The following is a 24,087-nucleotide window of genomic DNA, read 5'->3' on the forward strand; positions in this document are numbered from 1 at the left end:
AATGATCAAGGCGTTGGTCAAGTGGGCTGCCCAAACGTGAATGAGCCCGATACAGTCATGCGCATCATGAGTTCCCGTCCGGCGCCGCTGCTCCCGCCACGGCTCCGCGCGTTCCTCCAGCGGGTGCCGCTACTGGTGCCCGTTGTCCGGTTCCTGCGGCGCGGGCCACTGGCGCGCGACCGGAACCTGCTCATCACGCTGTGCCTCGTCACGCTGGTGGTCGGAGGGCTGGCCGCACGGGTCTCCACGGAATGGTTCTCGCCCTCGCTGCTCATCCTCGTCACCCTGGTCGGCGGGCTCCAGCTGCGGTTGCGCAGCCTGGCCGTGCTGCTGGTGGCCGTGGTGGTCGCGCTGGGGTACATCGCCCTGACGCTGGGCGCGGGCAGGGTGGGTCTCGGGCTGCTGGTGACGATCGGGTTCACCGCCGTGCTGGCCGCGCTCATGGCCAGGACCAGGGGCAAGCTGGGCGTGCAGGGGCTGCGCGGCGACGCGATGCTGCTCGAGCTGCGCGACCGGCTCAAGAGCCAGGGCGAGCTGCCCGCGCTGCCCAAGGACTGGGGCGCCAAGGTGGTGCTCAAGCAGGCCGGCGGGTCGTCCTTCGGCGGCGACTTCCTGGTCTCCATGCGCGACGGCGACAACCTGGAGATCGCGCTGGTCGACGTGTCGGGCAAAGGCGTCGACGCGGGCACCAGGGCGCTGCTGCTGTCGGGCACGTTCGGCGGGCTGCTCGGCTCCGTCGACGACTTCCTGCAGGCCTGCAACGCCTACCTGCACCGCCAGCGCGGCGACGAGGGCTTCGTCACGGCCGTGCACGTCCGCATCAACCTGGCCTCGGGCGAGTACACGATCACCTCGGCCGGCCACCCGCCGGTGGTGAAGTTCGACTCCGGCACCGGCAACTGGCAGGTCGCCTCGGCCAAGGGCGTGGTCCTCGGCGTCGTGCCCGACCTGCACTGCGAGCCCGACAGCGGCGTGCTGCGCAAGGGCGACGCGCTGCTGCTGTACACCGACGGGCTCATCGAGCAGCCGGGCCGCGACATCGACGCCGGACTCGACAAGCTGCTGGGCGAGGCGGAGCGGCTGCTGCCCTCAGGTTTCCGCGACGGCGCGCGAGCGCTGGTCAACGCGATGGCCTCGGGTCACAACGACGACTGCGCGCTGGTGCTCATCTGGCGTCCATGACCCGTGTGGTTCGTCACGCCCACATGGTGAAACAGGTCACTGGCCGGGGCCTGGGTGGCTTGAGATTCTGCTGGTGAGCTCCCCGCTGAGGGTTTCCCAGGCCAGGTTTCCCAGGCCCTGGCCGCCGCGGGGTACCAGGAGCCCGGGTCCCGGGGGAGCGGCGCGGTTCCGCCGGGGCCCGGCAGACCCGCGGTGGTGCGCGGGCCGCTCGCTCACGGCCGTGTAGGGAGGGAGCCGGAGCGCGCGGGGGATCAGGCGGCGGAGGCTGCGTTCCGTCCTGGGCCGATCCGACACCTCCCGCCGCCGGGCCGCCCGGTGTCTCGGCGACCCGGCGGCGGGACAGCCTTCGCCCGTACGGCGAGCCGCCCCCTGAGCGCGTCTACAGCCAGCCGGAGTCGTTGGCGATGCGCACTGCGTCGATCCGGTTCCTGGCGCCGGTCTTGCACATGATCCGCGACAGATGGTTGCGCACGGTCCCCACCGACAGGAACAGCTGATCCGCGATCTCGGTCGACCGGGCCCCGCCCGCCGCGATCCGCAGCACGTCCAGCTCCCGCCGCGTCAGCGGGTTGGCCGCGGACTCCAGCGCCGCCACGGCCAGCTCGGAGTCGACCGCCCGCCGCCCGGAGGCGATCCGCCGCAGCCCGGCGGCCAGCTGCTCGGGCGCCACGTCCAGGCTCATGAACCCCAGCGCCCTGGCCGCGAACGCGGCCCGCACCTGACCGGGGCTCGGCTGCGCCGACAGGATCAGCACCCGGCAGCCGGGATCCCGTTCGTGCAGCCAGGCCATGGCCGCCAGCCCGCCGGTCTCGGGAAGATCCAGATCGATGACCGCGACGTCCGGCTCGCAGGCCGTCCGCGCGAGCTCCTCGCCGGTGCCCACCTCGGCCACGACGCGCAGGCCTGGCTCGGCGTCGAGCGAGGCGACCAGGCCCCGCCGTACCAGAGGCAGGTGCTCGGCGACCAGAATCCGGATCAAGGCGCTCCCTCCGTCATCTCCCAGAGTGATCGCGTGATTGCGTACTGTCAACGAAGTCTCCCGATTCGCCAAAGCCTCCGCAAGCCGTTCACGTCCGGCGAGTTCGACTACTCTGGGGATGGTTGGGACCTTCCGTCTGCCCTGGAGCGCGCCTACATGAACTGGCTCTATCTCGCGGGGATCGTCATCTTCCTCCTTGGGCTGATGGCTTCCATCGCGTTGCACGAGATCGGCCACCTCGTGCCGGCCAAGCTCTTCGGCGTCAAGGTCACCCAGTACATGGTGGGTTTCGGTTCCACGGCCTGGTCCAGGCGGAAGGGCGACACCGAGTACGGGATCAAGTGGATCCCGCTCGGCGGTTACATCCGCATGATCGGCATGCTGCCGCCCAGGCCCGGCGACGACCCGAGCAAGCTGCGCGGCACCTCGACGGGCCCGTTCCAGGGACTGATCGACTCGGCCCGCGAGGCGGCGCAGGAGGAGGTCAGGCCGGGCGACGAGGGCCGGGTCTTCTACCGCAAGAAGTGGTGGCAGAAGGTCATCATCATGTCCGGCGGCCCGGCCATGAACTTCGTGCTCGCGTTCGTGTTCTTCGGCATCATGCTGGTGGGCGTCGGCCTGCCCACCGGCTACAAGCCCGTCGTGTCGCCCGAGACGCAGACCTGCGTCATCCCCGTCGCCGAGAAGCGCGACGCCTGCCTGCCCGGTGACCAGCCGACCCCGGCCGCCAAGGCGGGGCTCAAGCCCGGCGACCAGATCGTCTCGCTCGGCGGCCAGAAGATCGCCACCTGGGACGACGCCACCCGCGTGATCCGCTCCCACGGCGCGGGGCCGGTCGCCATCGGCATCGTCCGCGCGGGCAAGCCGATGACGCTGAACGCCACGCTGATCGCCCAGGACCGCCCCTCGGTCAAGGACCCGACCAAGATCGAGAAGAACGTCGGCTTCCTCGGCGTCATGCCCACCGAGGTGCTGGAGAAGCAGAGCGTCGGCGCGGTGTTCGGCTACATGGGCGACCTGACGGGCCGTGTGGCGACGTCGCTGGTCAACCTGCCGCAGAAGATGGTGGGCGTCTGGAACGCCGCCTTCTCCGGCGAGAAGCGCGACCCCGAGGGCCCTGTGGGCGTGGTCGGCGCCGGGCGGATGGGCGGCGAGATCCTCGCCTCCGACCTGTCCCTCGAGAAGAAGGTGCTGTTCCTGCTGAACCTGCTGGGCGGCTTCAACCTGGCGGTCGGCATGTTCAACCTGATCCCGCTGCTGCCGCTGGACGGCGGGCACATCGCCGGCGGCCTGTGGGAGGGCATCAAGCGGGGCTTCGCCCGCATCACCCGGCGTCCCGAGCCGCGCTACGTCGACATCGCCAAGCTGCTGCCGCTGACCTACGCGCTGGCCATCCTGATGATCGTGATGGCCGGGCTGCTGATGTACGCGGACGTGTTCAACCCGCTGACCATCACACGCTGACGGATGGACCCGCTGGAGGAGCTGCGCCGCATCTGCCTGGCGCTGCCCGAGACCACGGAACGGCTCAGCCACGGCGAGCCGACGTGGTTCGTGCGCGGGAAGAAGACGTTCGTCATGTACGCCGACCACCATCACGACGACCGGCTGGGCTTCTGGTGCGCGGCGCCGCCCGGGGCCCAGCAGGAGCTGGTGGGCGAGGACCCGGAGCGGTTCTTCCGCCCGCCGTACGTCGGGCATCGCGGGTGGCTGGGCGTCTACCTCGACGTCGAGGCCGACTGGGACGAGATCGCCGAGATCGTCACCGACGCCTACCGCGTGATCGCCCCCAAGTCGCTCATCGAGCGGCTGCCCTGACCGCGCGGTCGAGGGTCAGGGCACTCCGGGGCGGGTGAACCCCACACGAGGGGTGCCGTACTCGGCGTAGTTCGTGATCTGTACCACCGTGCGCGAATTGGGGGCGTGGATCATCGTGTGCTTCACCGGGTCGAGCACGATTCCCACGTGATCCGGCACGCCGTCTCCGGTGCTGTCGAAGAAGATGAGGTCACCGGCTTGTTCCTTGCCATCGGGGATGCGCGGGCCGTGGGACCACTGGTCGGCGGCCACCCGGGGGATGGTGATCCCGGCCGCCTCGTATGCGCGGAGCGTCAGCCCGGAGCAGTCGAAGGTGTCGGGCCCGGTCGCACCCCAGACGTACCGATCGCCGAGCTGCTTGAGCGCGTAGTCGATGACGCTCTGGGCGCGCGGGTTCGCGGCGAGGCTGAGGGCGTTCGGCGGGGGCGTGATGTTCCCCGAGTAGCGGACGCCGCCGCTCACGCCGGCGTCTGCCACGCCGCCGCTCACGCCGCTGTCTGCCACGCCGCCGTTTCCGTTGGGGTGGTAGGTCGCCAACTGGGTGGCCGCGGGCCGGAAGCCGGGGTCGGGGATCCAGCGCTGCCCGTCGTGCGGGACGAAGTCCTCGTCACCTGGAGCGCCGATGGACTCGAAGAACTTGACGTCGTCGCCGAAACGTTTGTTGATCTCGTCGGTGGCTTTGCCGACGGCGTCGACCGCCAGCTGCTTCTGCATCTGGGCTCGCCCCAGCGCGGTGGCCAGCTCGGACTTGGCGCCCTCGGTCGGGTCGCCGTCGCTGTTCTTACGCTTCTCGTCCACTTGGTGATAGATGGACTGGACCTCGCGTCTGGTGCTTGCCAGCGTCGTCCCTGCGGTGTCCAGTTTGTCGGCGCAGCTCGTCAGCGCGCCGCTCAGCGCATTGGCGGCCTGGGGATACTGGGCCATGTGCGTCTTGAAGCTCTCGGAGGCGTCGCCGTTCCAGGCGTCGTCGACGGTGGTGACCGCGCGTTTGAGGGTGCCGACGTGCGTGGTCGCGTTGGTGGCCAGTGTCCGCCAGCGCTTCGCGATCTTGTAGATCGCGTCATCATCGCCGTTCAGGTCGTTGATGATGTTCTGGATGGCGCTGAGGTACGACTGCCAGATGTCCGTCACGCCTGCGCCACCTCGGAGCCTGGGTTGTCGGCTTTGCGGACGTTGCTGACGACCTTGTACAGGGCCGCTTCGACCTTCTTCAGGTTTCGCTGGGCGTGCCGGGTCTCGGAGGCGAGCTTCGACTCGAGTTTCTTGACGGCCTCGACGAGCTTGCCGGAGGCGTCCGGGAGGGAGCCGAAGCAGGACTGCGTGGGGCCTGCCGGGTTCTCGTCGGCCACGGTCTTGAACTGGTTCGCGACGCCGTTGGCCTTACCCGCACAGTCTTCGAGCGCGTCGAAGTAGATATCGAACCCCGCCATGAAAGCCTCTCCCGCCATGCCCCATGGACATCAGACATCACGGGAATTTATCACCTTTGTGATCGATCTGGCTCGGCTGTCAGTTCATCGAGATGTGCACGTGGTCGTAGTGGTTCTCGGTGATGCTGCCGCGGTCCTCCATGGCGCGCCAGCCTGAGCCCATGTTGATGCGCTGCTTCCAGATCACGTACTTCACGCCGAGCTTGTCCTGGTTCTTCAGCGCCCAGGCCGCGATCTGATCGCCCAGCGTGTTGTTGGCGGCGCCGGGCATCGTGCCGCCTGAGCTCATCATGAAGTCGCAGGCGCGCCCGAGCGGATGCTCGCCGCCACCGCCGGAGCGGAAGCAGCCGACGTCGAAGGGCAGCTTGAAGTTCTTCTCGATCAGGCCGCGGATCGTGCGCATGCGCGGCGTGATGTTGTCGGAGCCGCCGGGCAGCTCGGGCGCCCAGGATCCGTCGGACTTGCGGCCGGGCCCGTAGGGGATGAGGTTCTGCAGCCTCTGCTGGATGTCCTTGATGAGCCCCTCGGCCTGGTCCTTCTCCTTGCCGACGTCGTCGGCGTTGGCCTTGATCCGCGCGGCCAGCGCGGCCGCGTCGTCGGAGGCCTGCTTCGTCTCGTCACGGGCGGTGGTCACCGCCTGCACCATCGCCACCTGGTCGGAGGTGAGCTGCTCGAGTACGGCGGCGCCGCTGCCGGTCGGTGGCGGGATCAGGCTGGACAGCGCCGGGTCGCCGTTCTGGTAGCGGAGCGTGGCCAGCTCGGCCACCTTCCGCTCGGCCTGGTCGAGCCCCTGCTGGGCGGTGGCCAGGCGCTGCTTGGCGGTCTCGGCCGCCTTCTTGGCCTTGGTCAGCTCGACCCGCTTGGCGTTGTAGGACTCGATGAGCGTGTCGATCTTGCTGTTGAGCTGCTTCAGCTCGGCGCGGAGTTGCTTCTCCGTGGGCTTGGGGGCCGCCGAGGCGGGAGTAGTGGCGCTGAGGGCCACGGCTGTGGCGGCGATGAGGCCGATGGCGAAGTTCGCCCGTGCCACGTGGGGGTTCCTCTCCCTCTGCCGACCGGGTTAGCTGACGGGTTCGGGCGTGGGAGCTTCCCTACCACTTGCGTGGATTCACCCCGGAGTGCGGTGGGTCCCCGGCTCCCGGGCGACGCGCCCGGGATTAGGCATGCAACGGGTGTTACGACCGATGCGTGAGGGATACTAGTCGTATATCCGGGGTAATGCGACTCCAAGGCGAAATCAATTAGTGATCTACCTGTGATCGAAGCATGCGGGCCGCCTCCTCCGGCAGCACGTCGTTGACGAAGGCGCCCATCGCCGACTCCGACCCCGCCAGGTACTTCAGCTTCCCCGGCGCCCGCCTGATGCTGAACAGCTCCAGGTGCAGGTATCCCAGCTCGCGCCGCTGCCGCACCGGCGCCTGGTGCCAGGACGCGATGTACGGCATGGCCACCCCGAACAGCCCGTCAAGCGCCCGCAGCACCGAGGTGTAGAGCGGCGCGAACGCGGCCCGTTCCGCCTCCGACAGCGCCGCGAGGTCCGGAACCTGGCGGTGCGGGTAGACGTGTACCTCGAACGGCCAGCGCGCCGCGGCGGGCACGAAGGCGGTCCACAGGTCGTTGGCGGCCACCACCCGGGTCCCGGCGGCGCGCTCGGCGGTGAGCACGTCGGCGAACAGGGTGGGGCGCTTCTCCGCGGCGGCCAGGTGGAGCTTGGTGCGCGGCGTGATGTAGGGGTAGGCGTAGATCTGACCGTGCGGGTGGGGGAGCGTGATGCCGATCTCCTCGCCCCGGTTCTCGAAGACGAAGACCTGCTCGACGCCCTCGATCCCGGACAGCTCCGCCGTACGGTCGGCCCAGGCCTCCATGACCAGTTCCACCTGCGCGTCGGACAGCCGCGAGAAGGAGGAGTCGTGGTCGGAGGTGAAGCAGACCACTTCGCACCGCCCCACGCCCGGACGGACCTCACTCAGCCCGCCCACATCGTGATAAGCCCCGAAATTTCCAGAGAAAGAGGGGAAGCGGTTCTCGAACACCACCACGTCGTATTCGTGGGCCGGGATCTCCGACAGCCGCGTGTCCGTGGACGGGCACAGCGGGCACTCGTCTGCCGGGGGCAGGAACGTGCGCGTCTGCCGGTGCCCGGCGATCGCGATCCACTCCTCGGTCAGCGGGTCGTACCGCAGCTCGGAAGCCACCGGCCTGGGATCGAGCGCCCGCCGGTCGATCGCGCTCCTGTCGGCGTCGTCACGCTGATCGAAGTAGATCAACTCTCGGCCGTCCGCCAGGTGGGTGATGGTGCGCTTCACTGCGAGCCCTCCGCGATGATCAGTTCTCCGGCCCGTTCGGCCAGCTCGGTACGTGCTTCCTGCGGCATCCCGGAGTCGGTGATGACCACGTCGGCCTCGGCCAGCTCGGCGATCGTGCTGATGCCGACCGTGTTCCACTTGGTGTGGTCGGCGGGCACGACCAGCCGGTGCGCCGCCGCTACCAGCTCCCTGTCGGTCTCGGACTCCAGCAGGTTCGGCGTGGTGAACCCGGCGCGCACGCTCATCCCGTGCACCCCCAGGAAGAGCGTGTCCACGTGCAGGCGCCGGATCGCGGCCACGGCCACGGGCCCGACCAGCGCGTCGGAGGGCGTGCGCACGCCGCCGGTCAGCACGACCGTGCGGTCGGCGCGCGGGTTGCGGTGGAAGACGTCGGCGACCGGGATCGAGTTCGTGATCACCGTCAGCTCGGGAACGCTGATGAGGTGGTGGGCCAGGGCCCACGTCGTGGTCCCCGCCGACAGGGCCACCGCGGTGCCCGGCCGTACCAGCTCGGCGGCGCGACGCGCGATGGCCTCCTTCTCGCCCTGCTGGCGGGAGGACTTGGCGGTGAAGCCCGGCTCCTCGGTCGAGCCGGGCCCGAGGGCGGTGGCGCCGCCGTGCACCTTCTCCAGCAGCCCGCGCTCGGCGAGCACCTCCAGGTCACGGCGGATCGTCATGTCGGAGACGCCCAGCTCGCGCACCAGGTCGGCGACCCGGACACCACCGGTGCTGCGTACTCGCTCGAGGATCGTCTGCTGCCGCTGCTGTGCGAGCACGCCCCCTCCTTCCAACACATTCCACCAAATTATGACACGACTATGTTGGGGAATGTCGCTTGTGTTTGAGCGGCGGGCGCGAGAGGTTGGATCTAGGACCTGTGGAAGGAGATCTCATGGCCAGGCGCGCACGCAAGGGCAGGGCTCGCAAGAAGAAGAGGTCGAACCACGGCAAGCGCCCTAACGCGAACTGACGAGCTCCCGCACCACGGCCGAGACGGCGCGGTGGAACGTGGGATACGCATAGATCATCTCGTCGAGCCGCTGGAGCGGGATCCTGGCGTGCACGGCCAGCGTCAGCAGCCCCAGCACCTCACCACCGCCGGGGCCCGCGCAGGTCGCGCCCACCAGGACTCCGTCGGCCGCCACGAGCTTGACGAACCCCTGGGCCTGCGCGATCCAGCCGCGAGTGCCAAGGTCGCCGACCGCGACCCGCACGTCGAGCCCCTTGTCGCGGGCCTGCGCCTCGGTGAGACCGACCGCGCCCACCTCGGGATCGGTGAACGTCACCCGCGGCACCGCGTGGTACTCGGCGTCGTGTGAGCCCTGCTGTGCCCATGGTCGCGCCCGCTCGGGCTCCGTTGGCATCGTGCCTCGCTCTCTCCGCCCGAGCTCCTGCGCTCCAAGGATCTCCTTGACGATGATGTCGGCGTGATACATCGACATGTGCGTGAACGCTCCGTGGCCGACCGCGTCGCCCAGCGCCCACACGCCGTCGGTGACCCGCATCCGCGCGTCCGTCGGGACGGCCCTGGCGCTCTCGTCGAGCCCGAGCGCGCCCACGCCGATCGCCTTCAGATCGACCCGCCGCCCGGTGGCGACCAGCAGCTTCTCGGCCCGCGCGCCGTCCAGCGTGAACATCGAGCCGTCGTAGTCGACGCGCGAGACGTGCACGCCGGCGTGCACGTCGATACCCTCGTCGGCGAAGACCTTGCAGATCAGCTCGCCCGACTCCGGCTCCTCCATGGACAGCACCTTGTCGGAGCCCTCCAGCACGGTCACCCGCGAGCCGAACCGCGAGAACACCTGCGCCAGCTCCACCCCGATCGCCCCGCCCCCGAGCACGATCAGCGACCCCGGCAGCTCCTCGGCCTCGATCGCCTGGTGGTTGGTCCAGTACGGCGTGCCCTCCAGCCCGTCGATGGGCGGGACGGCCGGCTGCGAACCCGTGGCGATCACGATGCCCTTGCGTGCCCGCAGCACCTGGTCACCGACCGTGACCTCGCGCGGGCCGGTGATCCGGCCGTAGCCCCTGACCAGATGGCCGCCCTTGCCGGTGAAGCGGTCGGCGGCCACCTTGTCGTTCCAGTCGTCGGTGGCCTCCTTCCTGATCCGGCGCGCCAGCGCCGGCCAGTCGGGCTTCGGCGCCGCGGCGGCGTGGACCATCATCTTGGAGGGAACGCATCCCCAGTAGGGGCACTCGCCACCGACCAGGTTGCCCTCTACACCGGCGACCCGCAGCCCCGCCTCGGCCAGCCGTCCCGCGACATCCTCGCCGCCCGGCCCCATTCCCAGCACGATCACATCGACGTCCATGGCCCCAACCTAGCCAGCGCGTCGTCGATCTTCTCCTGCGGGAGGTCGTAATCCTCCATCTCGCCCGACAGATAGCGGTCGTAGGCGGCCAGGTCGAAGTGGCCGTGGCCGCACAGCGCGGTCAGGATCACCTTCTCCTGCCCGCTCTCCTTGCACCGCAGCGCCTCGGCGATGGTCTCGGCCAGCGCGTGGGTGGGCTCGGGCGCAGGCACGATGCCCTCGGTGCGGGCGAAGCGGACGCCCGCCTCGAAACACTCGGTCTGCGACTTGGCCACGGCCTCGAACATGCCCAGCTCGTACATGTGCGACAGCAGCGGCGACATGCCGTGGTAGCGCAGCCCGCCGGCGTGGATCGGGTCAGGGACGAAGTCGTGCCCCAGCGTGTGCATCTTCAGCAGCGGCGTGAACCCGGCCGTGTCGCCGAAGTCGTAGCAGTAGCGGCCGCGGGTGAACGACGGGCAGGCCGCCGGCTCGACCGCGCGGAACGTGGTGGCCACCCTGCCCGCCAGCTTCTCGCGCAGGAACGGGAAGAACAGGCCCGCGAAGTTGGAGCCGCCGCCGGTGCAGCCGACGATCAGATCGGGCATCTCGGGCAGCTGCTTGAGCGCCTCCTCGCCGATCACGGTCTGGTGCATCAGCACGTGGTTGAGCACCGAGCCGAGCGCGTAGCGCGTGTCGTCGGAGCCGCCGGCCACCTCGACGGCCTCGCTGATCGCGATGCCCAGGCTGCCGGGCGATTCGGGTTCGTCGGCCAGCACCTTGCTGCCCGAGCTCGTCAGCGGTGACGGGCTGGCGTGCACGGTCGCGCCGTACACCTGCATGAGCGAGCGGCGGTAGGGCTTCTGGTCGTAGGAGGCCCGCACCATCCAGACCTCGCACTCCAGGTCGAACTGGGAGCAGGCGAACGCCAGCGCGCTGCCCCACTGCCCGGCGCCGGTCTCGGTGGTGAGCCTGCGCACGCCCTCGCGCGCGTTGTAGTACGCCTGCGGGACGGCCGTGTTCGGCTTGTGCGACCCGGCGGGGGAGACCCCCTCGTACTTGTAGTAGATCCGCGCGGGCGTGCCGAGCGCCTTCTCCAGCCGCCGCGCCCGGAACAGCGGCGTCGGCCGCCACATCCGGTAGACGTCGAGCACCTCGCCCGGGATCGGGATGAAGCGCTCGGTGCTGACCTCCTGCGCGATCAGTTCCATCGGGAACAGCGGCGTGAGGTCCTGCGGGCCGACCGGCTGCATCGTGCCCGGGTGCAGCGGCGGCGGAGGCGGCTCTGGCAGATCTGGAACGACGTTGTACCAGTGGCTGGGCGTCATCGATCCAGTCTCGCGCTATTGCCCGCCGCGTTCCAGAGCCACCAGTCGGGCACGACCTCCTAGGCGGAGGCGTTTGGTAGCGGGCCGGGCATAGACAATCCATCACACGCTTACTACATTGGTTGAATGACTTCACAAGCGATCATTTTCGATGTCGGCGGCGTGTTGGAGATCGCCCCCAGACTCGACGTGGCGGGTCGATGGGAGCGCAGGCTCGGGCTGCCCACGGGGGAGATCGGCACCCGGATGACCGCCGCGTGGAAGGCGGGCACCATCGGCGCGGCGTCGTACGACGAGGTGCTGGCGGCCCTCAGGGACGTCATCGGCGACCACGCGGAGGCCTACATGGAGGACCTGTGGGCGGAGTACCTCGGCACCCTCAACGCGGAACTGGCCGAATACCTGCGCGGGCTGCGCCCCCACTACCGGACCGGGATCATGAGCAACAGCTTCGTGGGCGCCCGTGAGCGGGAACAGGCCGCCTACGGCTTCGAGGACCTGGTCGACCACATCGTCTACTCGCACGAGGTGGGCGTGGCCAAGCCCGACCCGCGCATCTACCACCTGGCCTGCGAACGGCTCGCCGTACGGCCCGAGGAGGCGATCTTCCTCGACGACGTGGAGGCGTTCGTCGAGGGGGCGCGGGCGGTCGGGATGCGGGCGGTGCACTTCAGGGACACCGCGCAGGCGATCGCCGAGCTCGAGGCCCTGCTCAGGGGGTGATCATCCGATCACCCTGGCCAGATGCCGGGGGTCATCGGCCTTGATCACGACGTCAGCGATCTGCCGCGGACGGGCCTCGCGCTCGTACCGCTCGTAGGCCGGGAGCGTCCACTCCTGCTCCTGCGGGGTCCGCCGCGCCAGCGCCCGGCCCGACAGCCACAGATGCGCGCTCACCTCGAACGGCAACCCCCTGCCCAGCAACAGCGCCCCGTCCACGACGATCACCCCGTTCGCCGGGAGTTCCTCGTACGGCACGCGGTAGGCCCGGTCGGCGGCCGCGTCCCACAGCTTCGGCAGCACCCGCCCGTCGCGCCCCTCGAGCACCTCCCTCCGGAGCGCCTTCAGATCGAGCCAGTCGTCATAGAAGACGTCGGGGTCCTCCCGCCCGAACTCGAGCCTGAGCGAAGCCGGCCGCAGGAAGTCGCCCGCGGAAACCCGCACCACGCCCCGCCCCAGAACCCGGAGCGGATCCACCAACGCCTCGGCCAGCCGCCCGGGCTCCGCCGCCGGCGCCCCGTCCACCACCACGCGCACCCGCCCGGCGACGCCGTCGATCCGTTCGACCAGCTCGCCCACCAGGGCGTCGAACGAAATCGGGTGGGCTCGCACTACACCAACGTCCAGCAGTACAACAGCTGACCGCTCTCCTTGGCCCGCCTGGCCAGCCCCACGAGCTCCTCGATCACCCCACGCAGCAACTCGGCGTCGGCGCGCCCATCGAACTCCTCGATCCCCGCCCACTGCTCGGCCAACTCGGCCATCCGGCCATGGTCCACATCGGCCAGCGTGTCGCGCACGGCGGCCGACAACTCCTCAATCCCCGGGCCGTCCAGGAAGGGCGAATCGGGCGGCAGGGCCTCCCACTCCTCCTCGGTCCGCGGAGCGCCTTCGGATGGCGGATAGATCTCCACCATCTCCACCAGGCCCACAGACCACGGAACCCCCTGGATGAGCCCGATGAGCTGCCCCAGAATCACGGCCGGCTCGATGCCCTTGGCGTCCACCGCGTCGAAGCCCTGCCCCTCCGGCATGCGACGGTTGCCGGCCCGCCCCAGCTCGGGCAGTACCATCGCCGCCTCACGATCCGCGGCGCGGTAGTAGTCGAACAGGACGCCCACGCGACCCTCCTCTGAACAGTCCCCGGCGTAGGTCATGGCGAGACTACCCTCGCCCGATCACGGCTGTGGATCTTCGGGAAGGACTCAAGATCGCCAAGCGATCGGACACGTATCGGGCACGGAAGATCAAAAAGAGCATCAGAAAGGCCAGGTCTCCCCGGAGGGGCTGACCTGGCCTTTCGCCATGAGAGCGGACGACGGGAATCGAACCCGCGTAGCTAGTTTGGAAGACTAGGGCTCTACCATTGAGCTACGTCCGCGCGAACCGGTCGAAGTCTGGTCTAGACTTCATCCGGTCGTCAGGGCGTAAGCGTACCGGAGTCGCGGAGCGTGTGCGCACCTGGCGCCGCGGGGCGTGGCGCAGCTTGGTAGCGCGCGTGCTTTGGGAGCACGAAGTCGCAGGTTCAAATCCTGTCGCCCCGACTCATGGAAAGACCAGCGGCACGACGGCCATCTTGACGATGGCCAGCCCGACCGCGACCAGTCCGAGCGTCATCCCCGCCACCGAGGTGCTGCGGTTGTAGACCGTGGCGATCGTGGCAGCCCGCCGTACACCGGCGCGCGAGAGAGCGACCGCGAAGATCCCCAGCGCCCCCATCACCCAGGCATGCTCGAGACGCATGCCCGCGAGCACCGCGACCAGCGCGACGAGCAGGGAAGCGGGCCCGATCCGCTCCAGTAACCGAGTCACGGCGAGAGAACCTACCGCCTGTTGATCAAGCGCGCCACGCGAACCTGCACAGAAGCGCCGATGAGCACGAGCCCTGCCGGCACGCCGCAGTAGGCGGCCGTCAGCAGACCTATGGGAAGCGGCATGCGCATGTCCGTAACCTCCAGCCTTCGATGTCGATCGGCCGGAAGGTCTCCCTCGCCGCGGAGGCGGCCCGCCTGACCGGGCTGCGCGAGCCGTACTGACGATCAGGCGTGTTGAGAGGTACTCCCCTTCACTACCAAGAAAGGGTAATGAATCAGGACTCGGTGCGGAAGAGCGCCCAGACGGCCTTGCCGCCGTGCGCCAGCGGGTCCCAGCCCCAGCACTGGCTGTAGGTCTCCACGATGTACAGCCCGCGGCCGTGCTCGGAGACGAAATCGGGCTCCTTGGGCGTGGGCACGTCGTCGCTGGGGTCGGCCACGGCCAGCAGGACGTGCGGGCTGACCCGCATCAGCAGCAGCTGGATGTCACGCCGCGCGCGGGCGTAGACGGCGTACCTGACGGCGTTGGTGACCAGCTCGGAGACGACCAGCGCGGCGTCGTCGCTCAGCTCCGACAGACCCCAGCTCGACAGCGTCGAGCGCGTGACGTCACGCGCGGTCTTGACGGAGTCCGCCTGAAAAGGGAGCGGGCAGGAGGTCGTGAAAGGCTGGTCGTCCGACAGGAGCCTGTCGAACCCCACCTCACGGGTGATCTGGAGGCAGTCGGCAGTGGCCAGAGGATCCTCCACCATCCCGCCGATACCTCCCGCTTGCCATGGGTTTAGTGCATGTTTAGCCCAATATGCACTAGGCCATCATGGGTCACGTCTGGCGTGGCTGCAAGACCCAAATGCACGTGCATGTGCAATGTGCAACGGCATGGGCGATTACTAGGGTGGGTATCCGAATCGGACACGAGGTTGAGACCTTGTCATAGCCGTCGATGTGGTGTCACTGTGTGTGCGGACCTTGATAGGAGGAAGTGTGACGCAGAACCAGCCGGGTTCCGGGCCTACGGCGCTGCGCATACTCCTGGGCTCCCAGCTGCGCAGGCTCAGAGAGGCCAACGGCGTCACGCGCGAGGAGGCGGGACACCTCATCAGGGGCTCGGAATCCAAGATCAGCCGCATGGAGCTCGGCCGGGTCGGATTCAAGGAGCGCGACGTCGCCGACCTGCTGACGCTGTACTGCGTGACCGACGAAGAGGCCCGCGCCGCCGTACTCGACCTGGTCAAGACCGCCAACGAGCCCGGCTGGTGGCACCGCTGGAACGACGTCCTGCCCACCTGGTTCCAGGCCTACGTCGGCCTCGAGGAGGCCGCCGCCCGGATCAGGACCTACGAGGTCCAGTTCGTGCCCGGACTGCTGCAGACCAAGGAGTACGCCAGGGCCGTGGTGACCGCCGGCTCCGCGGGACTCGGCAGCGAGGAGATCTCCCGCCGCGTCGACCTGCGGCTGGAACGCCAGCGCGTCCTCGACAAGGCCGACGGGCCCATCTTCTGGGCCGTCATCGACGAGGCGGCGCTGCGCCGCCCGATCGGCGGCGCCGAGGTGATGCGCGCCCAGCTCGAGCACCTCATCGAGCAGATGCGCCAGCCCAACATCACGATTCAGGTCATGCCCTTCAGCTTCGGCGGCCACAGCGCCGAGGGGGGCGCCTTCAGCATCCTGCGCTTCCCCGACCAGGACCTGCCTGACGTCGTCTACGTTGAGCAACTGGCCAGCGCCCTCTACCTGGACAAGCGTGAGGACGTCGACAGGTACACAGAAGTGATGGAACGGTTGTGCGCGGTCAGCACCACTCCCGACGAGACGGTCGAGTTGCTGCGCGCCATAGCCGAAGAGTTCTGAGAGCTGCCTGGTCTGCCCTAGACTGGCCGTGGCGCTCGGCTCCCGCCGTGGCGGAGCATGCCCGGCGCCGCTCATGTGGGCGCGGCGCGTGAGCCGTACCGAATGGACGCGCCCGCGATCACTCGAAGCTTGATCAAGGAGACCACCCCGTGAAGACCGCTGTCGAGGAGCTCAGCCCGACAAGGGTGAAGCTCACTGTCGAGGTGCCGTTCGACGAGCTGCGCCCGAGCCTGGATGCGGCGTACAAGAAGGTCGCGCAGCAGGTGCGCGTCCCCGGGTTCCGCCCTGGCAAGGTTCCGGCCCGCATCATCGAGCAGCGCTTCGGCCGGGCGGTGGTGCTGGAGGAGACGCTCAACGACGCGGTGCCCAAGCTGTACGGCCAGGCCGTCGACGAGGTCGACGTCTTCCCGGTCAGCCAGCCCGACATCGAGGTCACCAAGATCGAGGACGGTGACCAGATCGAGTTCACCGCCGAGGTCGACATCCGGCCCAACTTCGACGTGCCCGACTACCAGGGCGCCGAGGTCACGGTCGACTCCGCCGAGGTCACCGACGCCGACGTCGACACCCAGCTCGACGCGCTGCGCCAGCGCTTCGCCACGCTGACCGGCGTCGAGCGCGCGGCCACCGGGGGCGACTTCGTCGTCATGGACCTGCGCGCCGAGATCGACGGCGAGAACATCGAGGAGCAGCAGGCCAACGAGGTCTCTTACGAGGTCGGCGCCGGCTCCGTGCTGCAGGGCCTCGACGACGCCCTCGAGGGCATGTCCGCGGGCGAGGAGAAGAGCTTCAAGACCGAGCTCGTCGGCGGCGCCAACGCCGGCGACGAGGCCGACGTGATCATCAGCGTCAAGTCGGTCAAGGAGAAGGTCCTCCCCGAGCTCGACGACGAGTTCGCCCAGCTGGCCAGCGAGTTCGACTCGCTGGAGGAGCTGAAGACCAGCATCAGCGAGGGTGCCCGCCGCAACAAGCTCATCGACCAGGTCGTCCAGGCCCGCGAGAAGGCCCTCGAGGCGCTGCTCGAGAAGATCGACATCCCGATCCCCGACAGCGCGTTCAAGGCCGAGGTCGACGCCCGCAAGCACAACCTCGAGCACCAGATCGCCGAGAGCGGGCTCAGCCGCGACGCCTACTTCCGCCTCTACCAGACGACCGAGGAGGAGCGCTTCAAGGAGTTCGACGACAACTCCTCGCGCGCCATCAAGGCCGGCTTCGTCCTTGACAAGATCGTCAAGGCCGAGGAGCTGGGCGTCTCCGAGCAGGAGCTCACCAACTTCGTCGTACGGCGCGCCATGGAGATGGGCGTCCAGCCGAACCAGCTGGCCCAGCACCTGGCCGACAACGACCAGCTCACGCTGGCCATGGTCGAGATCGTCCGCGACAAGGCCAAGGCCGTGGTCGGCGACGCCGCCAAGGTCGTCGACACCGACGGCAACGAGGTCGACCTCAAGGCGATCTACACCGAGATCAACGGTGAGCCGCCGGTCGAGGAGGCCGCCGAGGACCAGGCCGACGACTCGGCCGAGGACAAGACCGACGAGTGACCCGTACGAGCAAGGCCCCGGACCCGCGGCACGCGGGTTCCGGGGCCTTGCCGTATTCCGCCTGTTATTCCCCGCAAGGCCAACCTGCGCCGTCAGCGAACAGTACGTGGACTGGGCATGACCTGTGCGCGACGCGCGTTAAGGTCACAAGCAAGCCCATCGATTACGACGCATCGGAAGGTGACGCTGTGACCAGCCCGCCGACCTTCTATCAGCCCGAGTCACGAGGCCGTGAGAACGGCTCTGCCTTCCGGCTTGAGGACCAGCTTTACCAGCGCCTGCTGCGTGAGCGGATCATCGTGCTCGGCCAGGAGGTGAACGACGAGATCGCCAACCGCATCTGCGCGGAGCTCCTGCTGCTCGCGGCCGACGATCCCAACCGTGACATCTGGCTGTACATCAACTCGCCCGGCGGCTCGGTCAGTGCCGGAATGGCGATTTACGACATGATGGAATACGTGCCGAACGACGTGTGCACGGTTGCCATGGGCATGGCCGCTTCCATGGGCCAGTTCCTGCTGTCCGCAGGTGCCAAGGGCAAGCGTTACGCGCTTCCGCACGCTCGCGTCATGATGCACCAGCCTTCCGGCGGCATCGGTGGCACCGCCGCCGACATCGCCATCCAGGCGGAGCAGATGCTCTACATCAAGAAGACCCTGGCCGAGCGGATCGCCTTCCACACCGGTCAGTCGCTCGATCTGATCGAGTCCGATTCCGACCGCGACCGCTGGTTCACGGCCGAGGAAGCCAAGGACTACGGCTTCATCGACCATGTCGTTCGCAGCGCGCGGCAGGTGCAATCGCAGGGCGCAGTCTCCTAAGGGGGGAGTTGAAGTGAATATCGAAAGCCGCTACGTGCTCCCTCAGTTCACCGAGCGCACGTCCTACGGATCCAAGACCATGGATCCGTACACCAAGCTCTTCGAGGACCGGATCATCTTCCTCGGCGTGCAGATCGACGACGCGTCGGCCAACGACGTGATGTCGCAGCTGCTGACGCTTGAGTCGCTCGATCCCGACCGTGACATCAGCATCTACATCAACTCGCCCGGCGGCTCGTTCACCGCCATGGCGGCGATCTACGACACGATGCAGTTCGTCCGGCCGGAGATCCAGACCGTCTGCCTCGGCCAGGCCGCCTCCGCCGCGGCCGTGCTGCTGGCCGGTGGCACGCCGGGCAAGCGCTTCGCGCTGCCGAACGCCCGGATGCTGATCCACCAGCCGTCCACCGAGGGCGGCGGCCAGGGTAGCGACATCGAGATCCAGGCCCGCGAGATTCTCCGCATGCGTGCGCTGATGGAGGACATCATCTCCAAGCACACCGGCAGGTCTACCGCAGATGTTCGTAAAGACATCGAACGTGACAAGATTCTCACTGCGGACGAAGCGAAGGCGTATGGTCTGATCGATGACATCATCCCGTCCAGGAAGAAGGCGGCTCAGGCCGTCGCTTCCTGACGAGGTGTAGCGCACCGGAGCGCTGCCCAATAAGGCACGTTCCGGTGCGACTCGCCGCCAGGGGGCTCACCTAGGGCCCAGAAGACGGTAACGTCGAAACCTGAGCGGTTCGGACCGGGTCCGGAAATACGGATCGCGGGAGCAGGGCGGTCCCACGCAAAGGAGTATCTGGGGTGGCACGCATCGGCGACGGGGGAGACCTGCTGAAATGCTCTTTCTGCGGAAAGAGCCAGAAGCAAGTCAAGAAGCTCATTGCCGGTCCTGGCGTCTACATCTGCGATGAGTGCATCGATCTCTGCAACGAGATCATCGAGGAGGAGCTCTCCGAGTCCTCCGAGCTCAAGTGGGACAACCTGCCCAAGCCGAGAGAGATCTACGAGTTCCTCGACGCCTATGTCATCGGTCAGGACAAGGCGAAGAAGGCCCTCTCGGTGGCGGTGTACAACCACTACAAGCGGGTGCAGTCCGGTGACCGAGGCAGAGACGAGGGCATCGAGCTGTCCAAGTCGAACATCCTGCTGCTCGGCCCCACCGGCTCCGGCAAGACGCTGTTGGCGCAGACCCTGGCCAAGATGCTCAACGTCCCCTTCGCCATCGCCGACGCCACGGCGCTGACCGAGGCCGGCTACGTCGGCGAGGACGTCGAGAACATCCTGCTCAAGCTCATCCAGGCCGCCGACTACGACGTCAAGAAGGCCGAGACCGGCATCATCTACATCGACGAGGTCGACAAGATCGCCCGCAAGAGCGAGAACCCGTCGATCACCCGCGACGTCTCCGGCGAAGGCGTCCAGCAGGCCCTGCTGAAGATCCTGGAAGGCACCACCGCGAGCGTGCCCCCGCAGGGCGGCCGCAAGCACCCGCACCAGGAGTTCATCCAGATCGACACCACCAACGTGCTGTTCATCTGCGGCGGCGCGTTCGCCGGCCTGGAGAAGATCATCGACTCCCGGATCGGCAAAAAGGGCATCGGCTTCAACGCCATCATCCGCTCCAAGGAGGAGACGGACTCCGCCGACATCTTCGGCGAGGTCATGCCGGAGGACCTGCTCAAGTTCGGCATGATCCCCGAGTTCGTCGGCCGCCTGCCGGTCATCACCTCGGTGCACAACCTCGACCGCGAGGCGCTCATCCAGATCCTCACCGAGCCCCGCAACGCGCTGGTCAAGCAGTACCGCAAGCTGTTCGAGCTCGACGGCGTGGAGCTGGAGTTCACCGACGACGCGCTCGAGGCCATCGCCGACACGGCGAGCCTGCGCGGCACCGGCGCCCGCGGCCTGCGCGCGATCCTGGAGGAGGTGCTCCTGTCGGTCATGTACGAGGTGCCCTCCCGACAGGACGTCGCCCGCGTCGTCATCACCCGCGAGTCGGTGCTGGAGCACGCGATCCCAACCCTGGTCCCGCGCGATCAGCTGGCCGCCAAGCAGCAGCGCACTCCGCGCGAGAAGTCGGCCTGACCCATCCCGTACGGCAAGCCGCCCCATCGACGTGAGGGGCGGCTTTGCCGTATCCGGGGTGGATCAGGCGGCGAGGTGTGGCTTGAGCAGCGTCATCCATGCCTTCTCGATCTGCGCGTACTCCTCGGGGCAGCGCTGGGCACGCGACTCGGGCAGCAGGCCGTCGTCCTGGCTGCCCACCAGCACGTCGGTGAACTTGTCCGGGTTGGAGCCCAGGACCCAGCACATGACGTTGTAGGCGCGCTGGTCATCGGTGGAGTGCTCGTCGGCGAAGTCCAGATCCTCAAGGTCGCTCTGGCTTGCCAGGATCTGCCAGAACTCGCCGAAGTCGAGCGCCATCTCGGCCGTATCGTCACCGCCCTTGGCGAGCAGGACCGTGGCCAGCTGGTCGACCGCGTCCTCCTCCTTGCCGGTGATCGGCAGGTTGTACAGGCTGACGGTGGCGTGGCCGAGCTCGTGCAGGATGATGCCCATCACCGCATTGGAGGCCTTCTCCTTGGCCTGCTTCTCGTCCATGGACTGCGCGAACGTGTCCTCCATCCACGGCTGGACCTCGTAGCAGAGCGTGAGGGTCTTGGTGTCGGGCTGCCAGAACGCGTTCTCCTCCCCGCACTCCTTGCCCTCCACGGTGATGTCGGAGGGGAGCTTGAGTAGACCGGTGATCATGTCGCCGATGCCCTCGAGGCCCTTGTCCTGCTCCCACTCGTCCTTGACGGCGGCCAGGTCCTGGTTCTTGGTGACCTCGCCGTAGACCACCTTGACCTTGCCGGACTTCTGCGCGACGGCGGACTTCGTCGCCGCCGGCGGCGCGCTCTCGGCTGGAGTTCCACTGCCACAGGCGGTAAGGGCTAGGGCCGCGAGCATCCCGCAGGCCGCGTATTTGAGCTTCATGGGATGTGAGCATCGGGGCGCGGCATCGACGGTTGGTTGACGATCCATGAACGCCTGGTGCGGGCCCTAGACTGGTTTGCTGTGACAACGCCAGAGCTGCCTACCCAGTACACGCCCGCCGACGTCGAGACCCGGAGCTACGAGCGCTGGGTAGCCGAGGGGTATTTCGGCGCCGACTCCGGCAGCTCGCGCGAGCCGTACAGCATCGTGCTGCCACCGCCGAACGTGACCGGCGTGCTGCACATCGGGCATGCGCTCGACCACTCCATCCAGGACGCGCTGACGCGCCGCGCCAGGATGCGGGGCAAGGAGGCGCTCTGGCTGCCCGGCATGGACCACGCGGGCATCGCCACCCAGAACGTCGTCGAGCGCCGGCTGGCCGGCCAGGGGCTGTCCCGCCACGACCTGGGGCGCGAGGCGTTCGTCGACAAGGTCTGGGAGTGGAAGGCCGAGTCCGGCGGCAAGATCCTGGGCCAGATGAAGAAGCTCGGCGACAGTGTCGACTGGTCGCGCGAGCGCTTCACCATGGACACGGGGCTGTCCAGGGCCGTCCAGACGATCTTCAAGCGGCTCTACGACGACGGGCTCATCTACCGGGCCGAGCGCATCATCAACTGGTGCCCCCGCTGCCAGACGGCGCTGTCCGACATCGAGGTCGAGCACCAGGATGACGAGGGCGAGCTCGTCTCGATCCGCTATTCCGACGAGATCGTGGTGGCCACCACGCGGGCCGAGACCATGCTCGGCGACACCGCGGTCGCGGTGCACCCGTCTGACTCCCGCTACGCGCACCTCATCGGCACCTACGTGGATCTGCCGCTCACGGGGCGTTCGATTCCGGTGGTCGGCGACGAGCACGTCGATCCGGAGTTCGGCACCGGCGCCGTCAAGGTCACCCCGGCCCACGACCCGAACGACTTCGAGATCGGGCGGCGCCACTCGCTGCCGTCCCTGACCGTGATGGACGAGCGCGGCATCATCACCGCGCACGGCCCCTTCCAGGGGCTGGACCGCTTCGAGGCGCGCCCGGCCGTCGTCGCCGCGCTGCGCGCCGAGGGCCGCATCGTCGCCGAGAAGCGGCCCTACCTGCACTCGGTCGGCCACTGCTCGCGCTGCAAGACCGTCGTCGAGCCGCGGCTGTCGCTGCAGTGGTTCGTCCAGGTCGCGCCGCTGGCCAAGGCCGCCGGCGACGCGGTCCGCGACGGCCGGACCGTCATCCACCCGCCGGAGCTGGCCAAGCGCTACTTCGACTGGGTCGACGACATGCACGACTGGTGCATCTCCCGCCAGCTGTGGTGGGGTCACCGCATCCCGGTCTGGTACGGGCCGGCCGGTGAGGTCGTCTGCGTCGGTCCCGACCAGGATCCGCCCGCCGGGTACGTGCAGGATCCCGACGTGCTGGACACCTGGTTCTCCTCGGGGCTCTGGCCGATCTCCACGCTGGGGTGGCCGTCGGCCACGCCGGATCTGGCGCGCTTCTATCCGACGTCCGTGCTCGTCACGGGATACGACATCCTGTTCTTCTGGGTCGTCCGGATGATGATGTTCGGGCTTTACGCGATGGACGGGCAGCCGCCCTTCCGGGTCGTGGCGTTGCACGGCATGGTCCGCGACCAGTACGGCAAGAAGATGTCGAAGTCCTTCGGCAACGTGGTCGACCCGCTTGACTGGATCGAGCGCTTCGGCGCCGACGCCACCCGCTTCACGCTGCTGCGCGGCGCCAACCCCGGCGCCGACGTGGCCGTCAGCGAGGAGTGGGCGGCCGGTTCGCGGAACTTCGTGAACAAGATCTGGAACGCGACCCGCTTCGCGCTCATGAACGGTGCCACGGTCGGGGAGCTGCCGACGGACCTGACGCCCGCCGACCGCTGGATCCTGTCGCGCCTGCAGAACGTCATCTCCGCGGCCGACGCGGCCTTCGAGGACTTCGAGTTCGCCAAGGTCTCCGACCTGCTCTACCACTTCGCCTGGGACGAGGTCTGCGACTGGTACCTGGAGCTGGCCAAGATCCAGCTCTCTGAGGGGCGCGACGGCACCCGGCTCGTGCTGGGCCACGTCTTCGACGCGCTGCTCCGGCTGCTGCACCCGCTCGTCCCGTTCGTCACCGAGGAGCTGTGGCGCGCGGTCACCGGCGGCGAGTCCGTCGTCATCGCCCCCTGGCCGGTCGCCGACGCCTCCCGGGTGGATCCCGCCGCGGAGGCCGAGATCGACGCTCTGCAGGAGGTGGTGACGGAGGTCCGCCGCTTCCGCTCCGACCAGGGCCTCAAGCCCGGCCAGAAGGTCGCCGCTCGTCTCGGGCTCTCCGGTACGGCTGTCGCCGCGCAGGAGGGCGCCATCCGTGCGCTGCTGCGCCTGACGGAACCCGGTGACACGTTCGCCGCCACCGCCAGCTTCACGGTCGCCGGCGTGAACGTGGAGATCGACACCGCCGGCGCCATCGACGTGGTCGCCGAGCGCAAGCGCCTGGAGAAGGACCTCGCCGCGGCGCGGAAGGAGGCCGCCCAGGTGGCGGCCAAGCTGGGCAACGAGCAGTTCATGGCCAAGGCGCCCGAGGACGTGGTGGCCAAGGTGCGGGCGCGGGCCGAGCAGTCCGAGGCGGACATCGCCCGGCTCGAGGCCCAGCTGTCGGCACTCGGTGTTTGAGGAAGCCGCACGCGGGGAAGACCTATTCGTTACCGGAGATGGACCTTGGACCCCGCTGAGGCTGCTAGAGTCTTCAGTGCAGGGCGGGTCCGCTCTGCACCTCCTCTTGATCAAACCCTCTTCCGGGTCGTGTCCTGCTGATTGGACACGGGGCGGAAGATGGAGTAGGTTTAGAGGGTTGCTCTGAAGGCGGGTTGACCGACAGGGCGGGCGATTTGACTAGAATTGTCCCGGTCTGCTAGACTTGCTGCGACGAAATGTGCGCATCCTGTAGTTTGGGAGCACGCGTCCGTTTCTTGAGAACTCAACAGTGTGTTAAAAGCCAGTGCATGAATTTTCATGCAACACCTCGTCTGTTTTAGACGGACATTTGTTGCT

24 protein-coding genes, 2 tRNA genes and 1 riboswitch are annotated in these 24,087 nt (G+C 68.2%); of the genes, 12 read left to right on the top strand and 14 right to left on the bottom strand.

The annotated features are described in order from the left end of the window. The first annotated feature begins 66 nt into the window (after positions 1 to 66). Positions 67 to 1,182 carry a PP2C family protein-serine/threonine phosphatase gene (locus tag ACIBHX_RS35765; RefSeq protein ID WP_397071845.1) on the top strand — a complete coding sequence of 372 codons (1,116 nt, stop codon included), beginning with the start codon at positions 67 to 69 and terminating at the stop codon, positions 1,180 to 1,182. 379 nt (positions 1,183 to 1,561) lie between these two features. Here ACIBHX_RS35765 and ACIBHX_RS35770 read toward each other — a convergent pair whose 3' ends face one another. Further along, entirely contained in the window at positions 1,562 to 2,161 is a 600-nt protein-coding gene (locus ACIBHX_RS35770; RefSeq protein WP_397071846.1) for a LuxR C-terminal-related transcriptional regulator, read from the bottom strand. Positions 2,162 to 2,317: 156 nt separating this feature from the next. Between ACIBHX_RS35770 and ACIBHX_RS35775 the strand changes: the two genes are divergently transcribed. Both ACIBHX_RS35775 and ACIBHX_RS35780 read left to right on the top strand, forming a co-directional pair. Then, complete coding sequence (locus ACIBHX_RS35775) at positions 2,318 to 3,625, top strand: M50 family metallopeptidase (RefSeq protein ID WP_397071847.1); 1,308 nt, start codon at positions 2,318 to 2,320, stop codon at positions 3,623 to 3,625. A gap of 3 nt (positions 3,626 to 3,628) precedes the next feature. Next, the gene (locus ACIBHX_RS35780; RefSeq protein ID WP_397071848.1) at positions 3,629 to 3,979 is read left to right on the top strand and encodes an MmcQ/YjbR family DNA-binding protein; all 351 of its coding nucleotides are present in this window, start codon (positions 3,629 to 3,631) and stop codon (positions 3,977 to 3,979) included. A 15-nt stretch (positions 3,980 to 3,994) separates the two neighbouring features. On the opposite strand, the gene ACIBHX_RS35785 is transcribed toward ACIBHX_RS35780, so the two are convergent. From ACIBHX_RS35785 to ACIBHX_RS35805, 5 genes are all read right to left on the bottom strand, one after another. Next, positions 3,995 to 5,110 carry an NlpC/P60 family protein gene (locus tag ACIBHX_RS35785; RefSeq protein ID WP_397071849.1) on the bottom strand — a complete coding sequence of 372 codons (1,116 nt, stop codon included), beginning with the start codon at positions 5,108 to 5,110 and terminating at the stop codon, positions 3,995 to 3,997. Beyond that, positions 5,107 to 5,409: a hypothetical protein gene (locus ACIBHX_RS35790; RefSeq protein ID WP_397071850.1), complete on the bottom strand. Its 303-nt coding sequence runs from the start codon at positions 5,407 to 5,409 to the stop codon at positions 5,107 to 5,109. The genes ACIBHX_RS35785 and ACIBHX_RS35790 overlap by 4 nt, the downstream gene beginning before the upstream one ends. A 79-nt stretch (positions 5,410 to 5,488) precedes the next feature. Continuing rightward, complete coding sequence (locus tag ACIBHX_RS35795; RefSeq protein ID WP_397071851.1) at positions 5,489 to 6,436, bottom strand: coiled-coil domain-containing protein; 948 nt, start codon at positions 6,434 to 6,436, stop codon at positions 5,489 to 5,491. 5 nt (positions 6,437 to 6,441) lie between these two features. Then, a riboswitch (cyclic di-AMP (ydaO/yuaA leader) is annotated at positions 6,442 to 6,580 on the bottom strand. A gap of 67 nt (positions 6,581 to 6,647) precedes the next feature. Then, the gene (gene galT, locus ACIBHX_RS35800; protein ID WP_397071852.1) at positions 6,648 to 7,712 is read right to left on the bottom strand and encodes a galactose-1-phosphate uridylyltransferase; all 1,065 of its coding nucleotides are present in this window, start codon (positions 7,710 to 7,712) and stop codon (positions 6,648 to 6,650) included. Then, entirely contained in the window at positions 7,709 to 8,488 is a 780-nt protein-coding gene (locus ACIBHX_RS35805) for a DeoR/GlpR family DNA-binding transcription regulator (protein ID WP_397071853.1), read from the bottom strand. The genes galT and ACIBHX_RS35805 overlap by 4 nt, the downstream gene beginning before the upstream one ends. 116 nt (positions 8,489 to 8,604) lie before the next feature. Between ACIBHX_RS35805 and ACIBHX_RS35810 the strand changes: the two genes are divergently transcribed. Then, positions 8,605 to 8,682, top strand: a complete 78-nt coding sequence (locus tag ACIBHX_RS35810; protein WP_372455775.1) for a 50S ribosomal protein bL37 — start codon at positions 8,605 to 8,607, stop codon at positions 8,680 to 8,682. Here the strand turns inward: ACIBHX_RS35810 and ACIBHX_RS35815 are convergent. Both ACIBHX_RS35815 and ACIBHX_RS35820 read right to left on the bottom strand, forming a co-directional pair. Beyond that, the gene (locus ACIBHX_RS35815; RefSeq protein WP_397071854.1) at positions 8,669 to 10,024 is read right to left on the bottom strand and encodes a dihydrolipoyl dehydrogenase family protein; all 1,356 of its coding nucleotides are present in this window, start codon (positions 10,022 to 10,024) and stop codon (positions 8,669 to 8,671) included. The genes ACIBHX_RS35810 and ACIBHX_RS35815 overlap by 14 nt on opposite strands. After that, positions 10,009 to 11,331, bottom strand: a complete 1,323-nt coding sequence (locus tag ACIBHX_RS35820) for a TrpB-like pyridoxal phosphate-dependent enzyme (RefSeq protein WP_397071855.1) — start codon at positions 11,329 to 11,331, stop codon at positions 10,009 to 10,011. The genes ACIBHX_RS35815 and ACIBHX_RS35820 overlap by 16 nt, the downstream gene beginning before the upstream one ends. A 126-nt stretch (positions 11,332 to 11,457) precedes the next feature. Between ACIBHX_RS35820 and ACIBHX_RS35825 the strand changes: the two genes are divergently transcribed. After that, on the top strand, positions 11,458 to 12,054 hold the full coding sequence (locus tag ACIBHX_RS35825; RefSeq protein WP_397071856.1) for an HAD family hydrolase: 597 nt from the start codon (positions 11,458 to 11,460) through the stop codon (positions 12,052 to 12,054). Here ACIBHX_RS35825 and ACIBHX_RS35830 read toward each other — a convergent pair whose 3' ends face one another. From ACIBHX_RS35830 to ACIBHX_RS35840, 3 genes are all read right to left on the bottom strand, one after another. After that, positions 12,055 to 12,663 carry a uridine kinase gene (locus ACIBHX_RS35830; protein ID WP_397071857.1) on the bottom strand — a complete coding sequence of 203 codons (609 nt, stop codon included), beginning with the start codon at positions 12,661 to 12,663 and terminating at the stop codon, positions 12,055 to 12,057. It lies immediately after the preceding gene. Further along, positions 12,663 to 13,172 (bottom strand): hypothetical protein, encoded by a 510-nt coding sequence (locus ACIBHX_RS35835; RefSeq protein WP_397071858.1) that lies wholly within the window; start codon positions 13,170 to 13,172, stop codon positions 12,663 to 12,665. Before ACIBHX_RS35835 ends, ACIBHX_RS35830 begins: the two co-directional genes overlap by 1 nt. Positions 13,173 to 13,361: 189 nt before the next feature. Continuing rightward, positions 13,362 to 13,432: transfer RNA gene (locus ACIBHX_RS35840), tRNA-Gly, on the bottom strand. An 89-nt stretch (positions 13,433 to 13,521) separates the two neighbouring features. On the opposite strand from ACIBHX_RS35840, the gene ACIBHX_RS35845 reads away from it, so the two are divergent. Further along, a tRNA-Pro gene (locus tag ACIBHX_RS35845) sits at positions 13,522 to 13,595 on the top strand. Between the two features lies 1 nt (position 13,596). On the opposite strand, the gene ACIBHX_RS35850 is transcribed toward ACIBHX_RS35845, so the two are convergent. Next, positions 13,597 to 13,863 carry a hypothetical protein gene (locus ACIBHX_RS35850; RefSeq protein ID WP_397071859.1) on the bottom strand — a complete coding sequence of 89 codons (267 nt, stop codon included), beginning with the start codon at positions 13,861 to 13,863 and terminating at the stop codon, positions 13,597 to 13,599. A gap of 277 nt (positions 13,864 to 14,140) precedes the next feature. Then, a complete protein-coding gene (locus ACIBHX_RS35855) occupies positions 14,141 to 14,617 on the bottom strand; it encodes an ATP-binding protein (protein ID WP_397071860.1) in 477 nt (158 codons plus the stop codon). Positions 14,618 to 14,849: 232 nt separating this feature from the next. On the opposite strand from ACIBHX_RS35855, the gene ACIBHX_RS35860 reads away from it, so the two are divergent. The 5 genes from ACIBHX_RS35860 (at position 14,850) to clpX (ending at position 20,175) form a co-directional block, all read left to right on the top strand. Continuing rightward, complete coding sequence (locus ACIBHX_RS35860; protein ID WP_397071861.1) at positions 14,850 to 15,716, top strand: helix-turn-helix domain-containing protein; 867 nt, start codon at positions 14,850 to 14,852, stop codon at positions 15,714 to 15,716. A 149-nt stretch (positions 15,717 to 15,865) separates the two neighbouring features. Then, positions 15,866 to 17,260: a trigger factor gene (gene tig, locus ACIBHX_RS35865; RefSeq protein WP_397071862.1), complete on the top strand. Its 1,395-nt coding sequence runs from the start codon at positions 15,866 to 15,868 to the stop codon at positions 17,258 to 17,260. A 188-nt stretch (positions 17,261 to 17,448) separates the two neighbouring features. Beyond that, positions 17,449 to 18,081 carry an ATP-dependent Clp protease proteolytic subunit gene (locus ACIBHX_RS35870; RefSeq protein ID WP_397071863.1) on the top strand — a complete coding sequence of 211 codons (633 nt, stop codon included), beginning with the start codon at positions 17,449 to 17,451 and terminating at the stop codon, positions 18,079 to 18,081. Positions 18,082 to 18,094: 13 nt separating this feature from the next. Further along, entirely contained in the window at positions 18,095 to 18,718 is a 624-nt protein-coding gene (locus ACIBHX_RS35875) for an ATP-dependent Clp protease proteolytic subunit (RefSeq protein ID WP_397071878.1), read from the top strand. A gap of 173 nt (positions 18,719 to 18,891) precedes the next feature. After that, entirely contained in the window at positions 18,892 to 20,175 is a 1,284-nt protein-coding gene (clpX, locus tag ACIBHX_RS35880) for an ATP-dependent Clp protease ATP-binding subunit ClpX (protein WP_397071864.1), read from the top strand. Positions 20,176 to 20,238: 63 nt separating this feature from the next. Here the strand turns inward: clpX and ACIBHX_RS35885 are convergent, their stop codons facing one another. Further along, a complete protein-coding gene (locus ACIBHX_RS35885) occupies positions 20,239 to 21,066 on the bottom strand; it encodes a DUF4344 domain-containing metallopeptidase (protein WP_397071865.1) in 828 nt (275 codons plus the stop codon). 81 nt (positions 21,067 to 21,147) lie between these two features. Between ACIBHX_RS35885 and ACIBHX_RS35890 the strand changes: the two genes are divergently transcribed. Further along, entirely contained in the window at positions 21,148 to 23,709 is a 2,562-nt protein-coding gene (locus ACIBHX_RS35890) for a valine--tRNA ligase (RefSeq protein ID WP_397071866.1), read from the top strand. Positions 23,710 to 24,087 lie beyond the last annotated feature (378 nt).

Source organism: Nonomuraea sp. NPDC050536 (assembly GCF_044457685.1).
In the GTDB taxonomy this organism is placed as follows: Bacteria; Actinomycetota; Actinomycetes; order Streptosporangiales; family Streptosporangiaceae; genus Nonomuraea.

Excerpts from the sequence above, each read along its gene's own strand:
- ACIBHX_RS35765 (WP_397071845.1), top strand. The coding sequence starts at position 67 with ATGAGTTCCCGTCCGGCGCCGCTGCTCCCGCCACGGCTCCGCGCGTTC.
- ACIBHX_RS35775 (WP_397071847.1), top strand. The coding sequence starts at position 2,318 with ATGAACTGGCTCTATCTCGCGGGGATCGTCATCTTCCTCCTTGGGCTG.
- ACIBHX_RS35780 (WP_397071848.1), top strand. The coding sequence starts at position 3,629 with ATGGACCCGCTGGAGGAGCTGCGCCGCATCTGCCTGGCGCTGCCCGAG.
- ACIBHX_RS35790 (WP_397071850.1), bottom strand. The coding sequence starts at position 5,409 with ATGGCGGGGTTCGATATCTACTTCGACGCGCTCGAAGACTGTGCGGGT.
- ACIBHX_RS35810 (WP_372455775.1), top strand. The coding sequence starts at position 8,605 with ATGGCCAGGCGCGCACGCAAGGGCAGGGCTCGCAAGAAGAAGAGGTCG.
- ACIBHX_RS35815 (WP_397071854.1), bottom strand. The coding sequence starts at position 10,024 with ATGGACGTCGATGTGATCGTGCTGGGAATGGGGCCGGGCGGCGAGGAT.
- ACIBHX_RS35820 (WP_397071855.1), bottom strand. The coding sequence starts at position 11,331 with ATGACGCCCAGCCACTGGTACAACGTCGTTCCAGATCTGCCAGAGCCG.
- ACIBHX_RS35825 (WP_397071856.1), top strand. The coding sequence starts at position 11,458 with ATGACTTCACAAGCGATCATTTTCGATGTCGGCGGCGTGTTGGAGATC.
- ACIBHX_RS35855 (WP_397071860.1), bottom strand. The coding sequence starts at position 14,617 with ATGGTGGAGGATCCTCTGGCCACTGCCGACTGCCTCCAGATCACCCGT.
- ACIBHX_RS35885 (WP_397071865.1), bottom strand. The coding sequence starts at position 21,066 with ATGAAGCTCAAATACGCGGCCTGCGGGATGCTCGCGGCCCTAGCCCTT.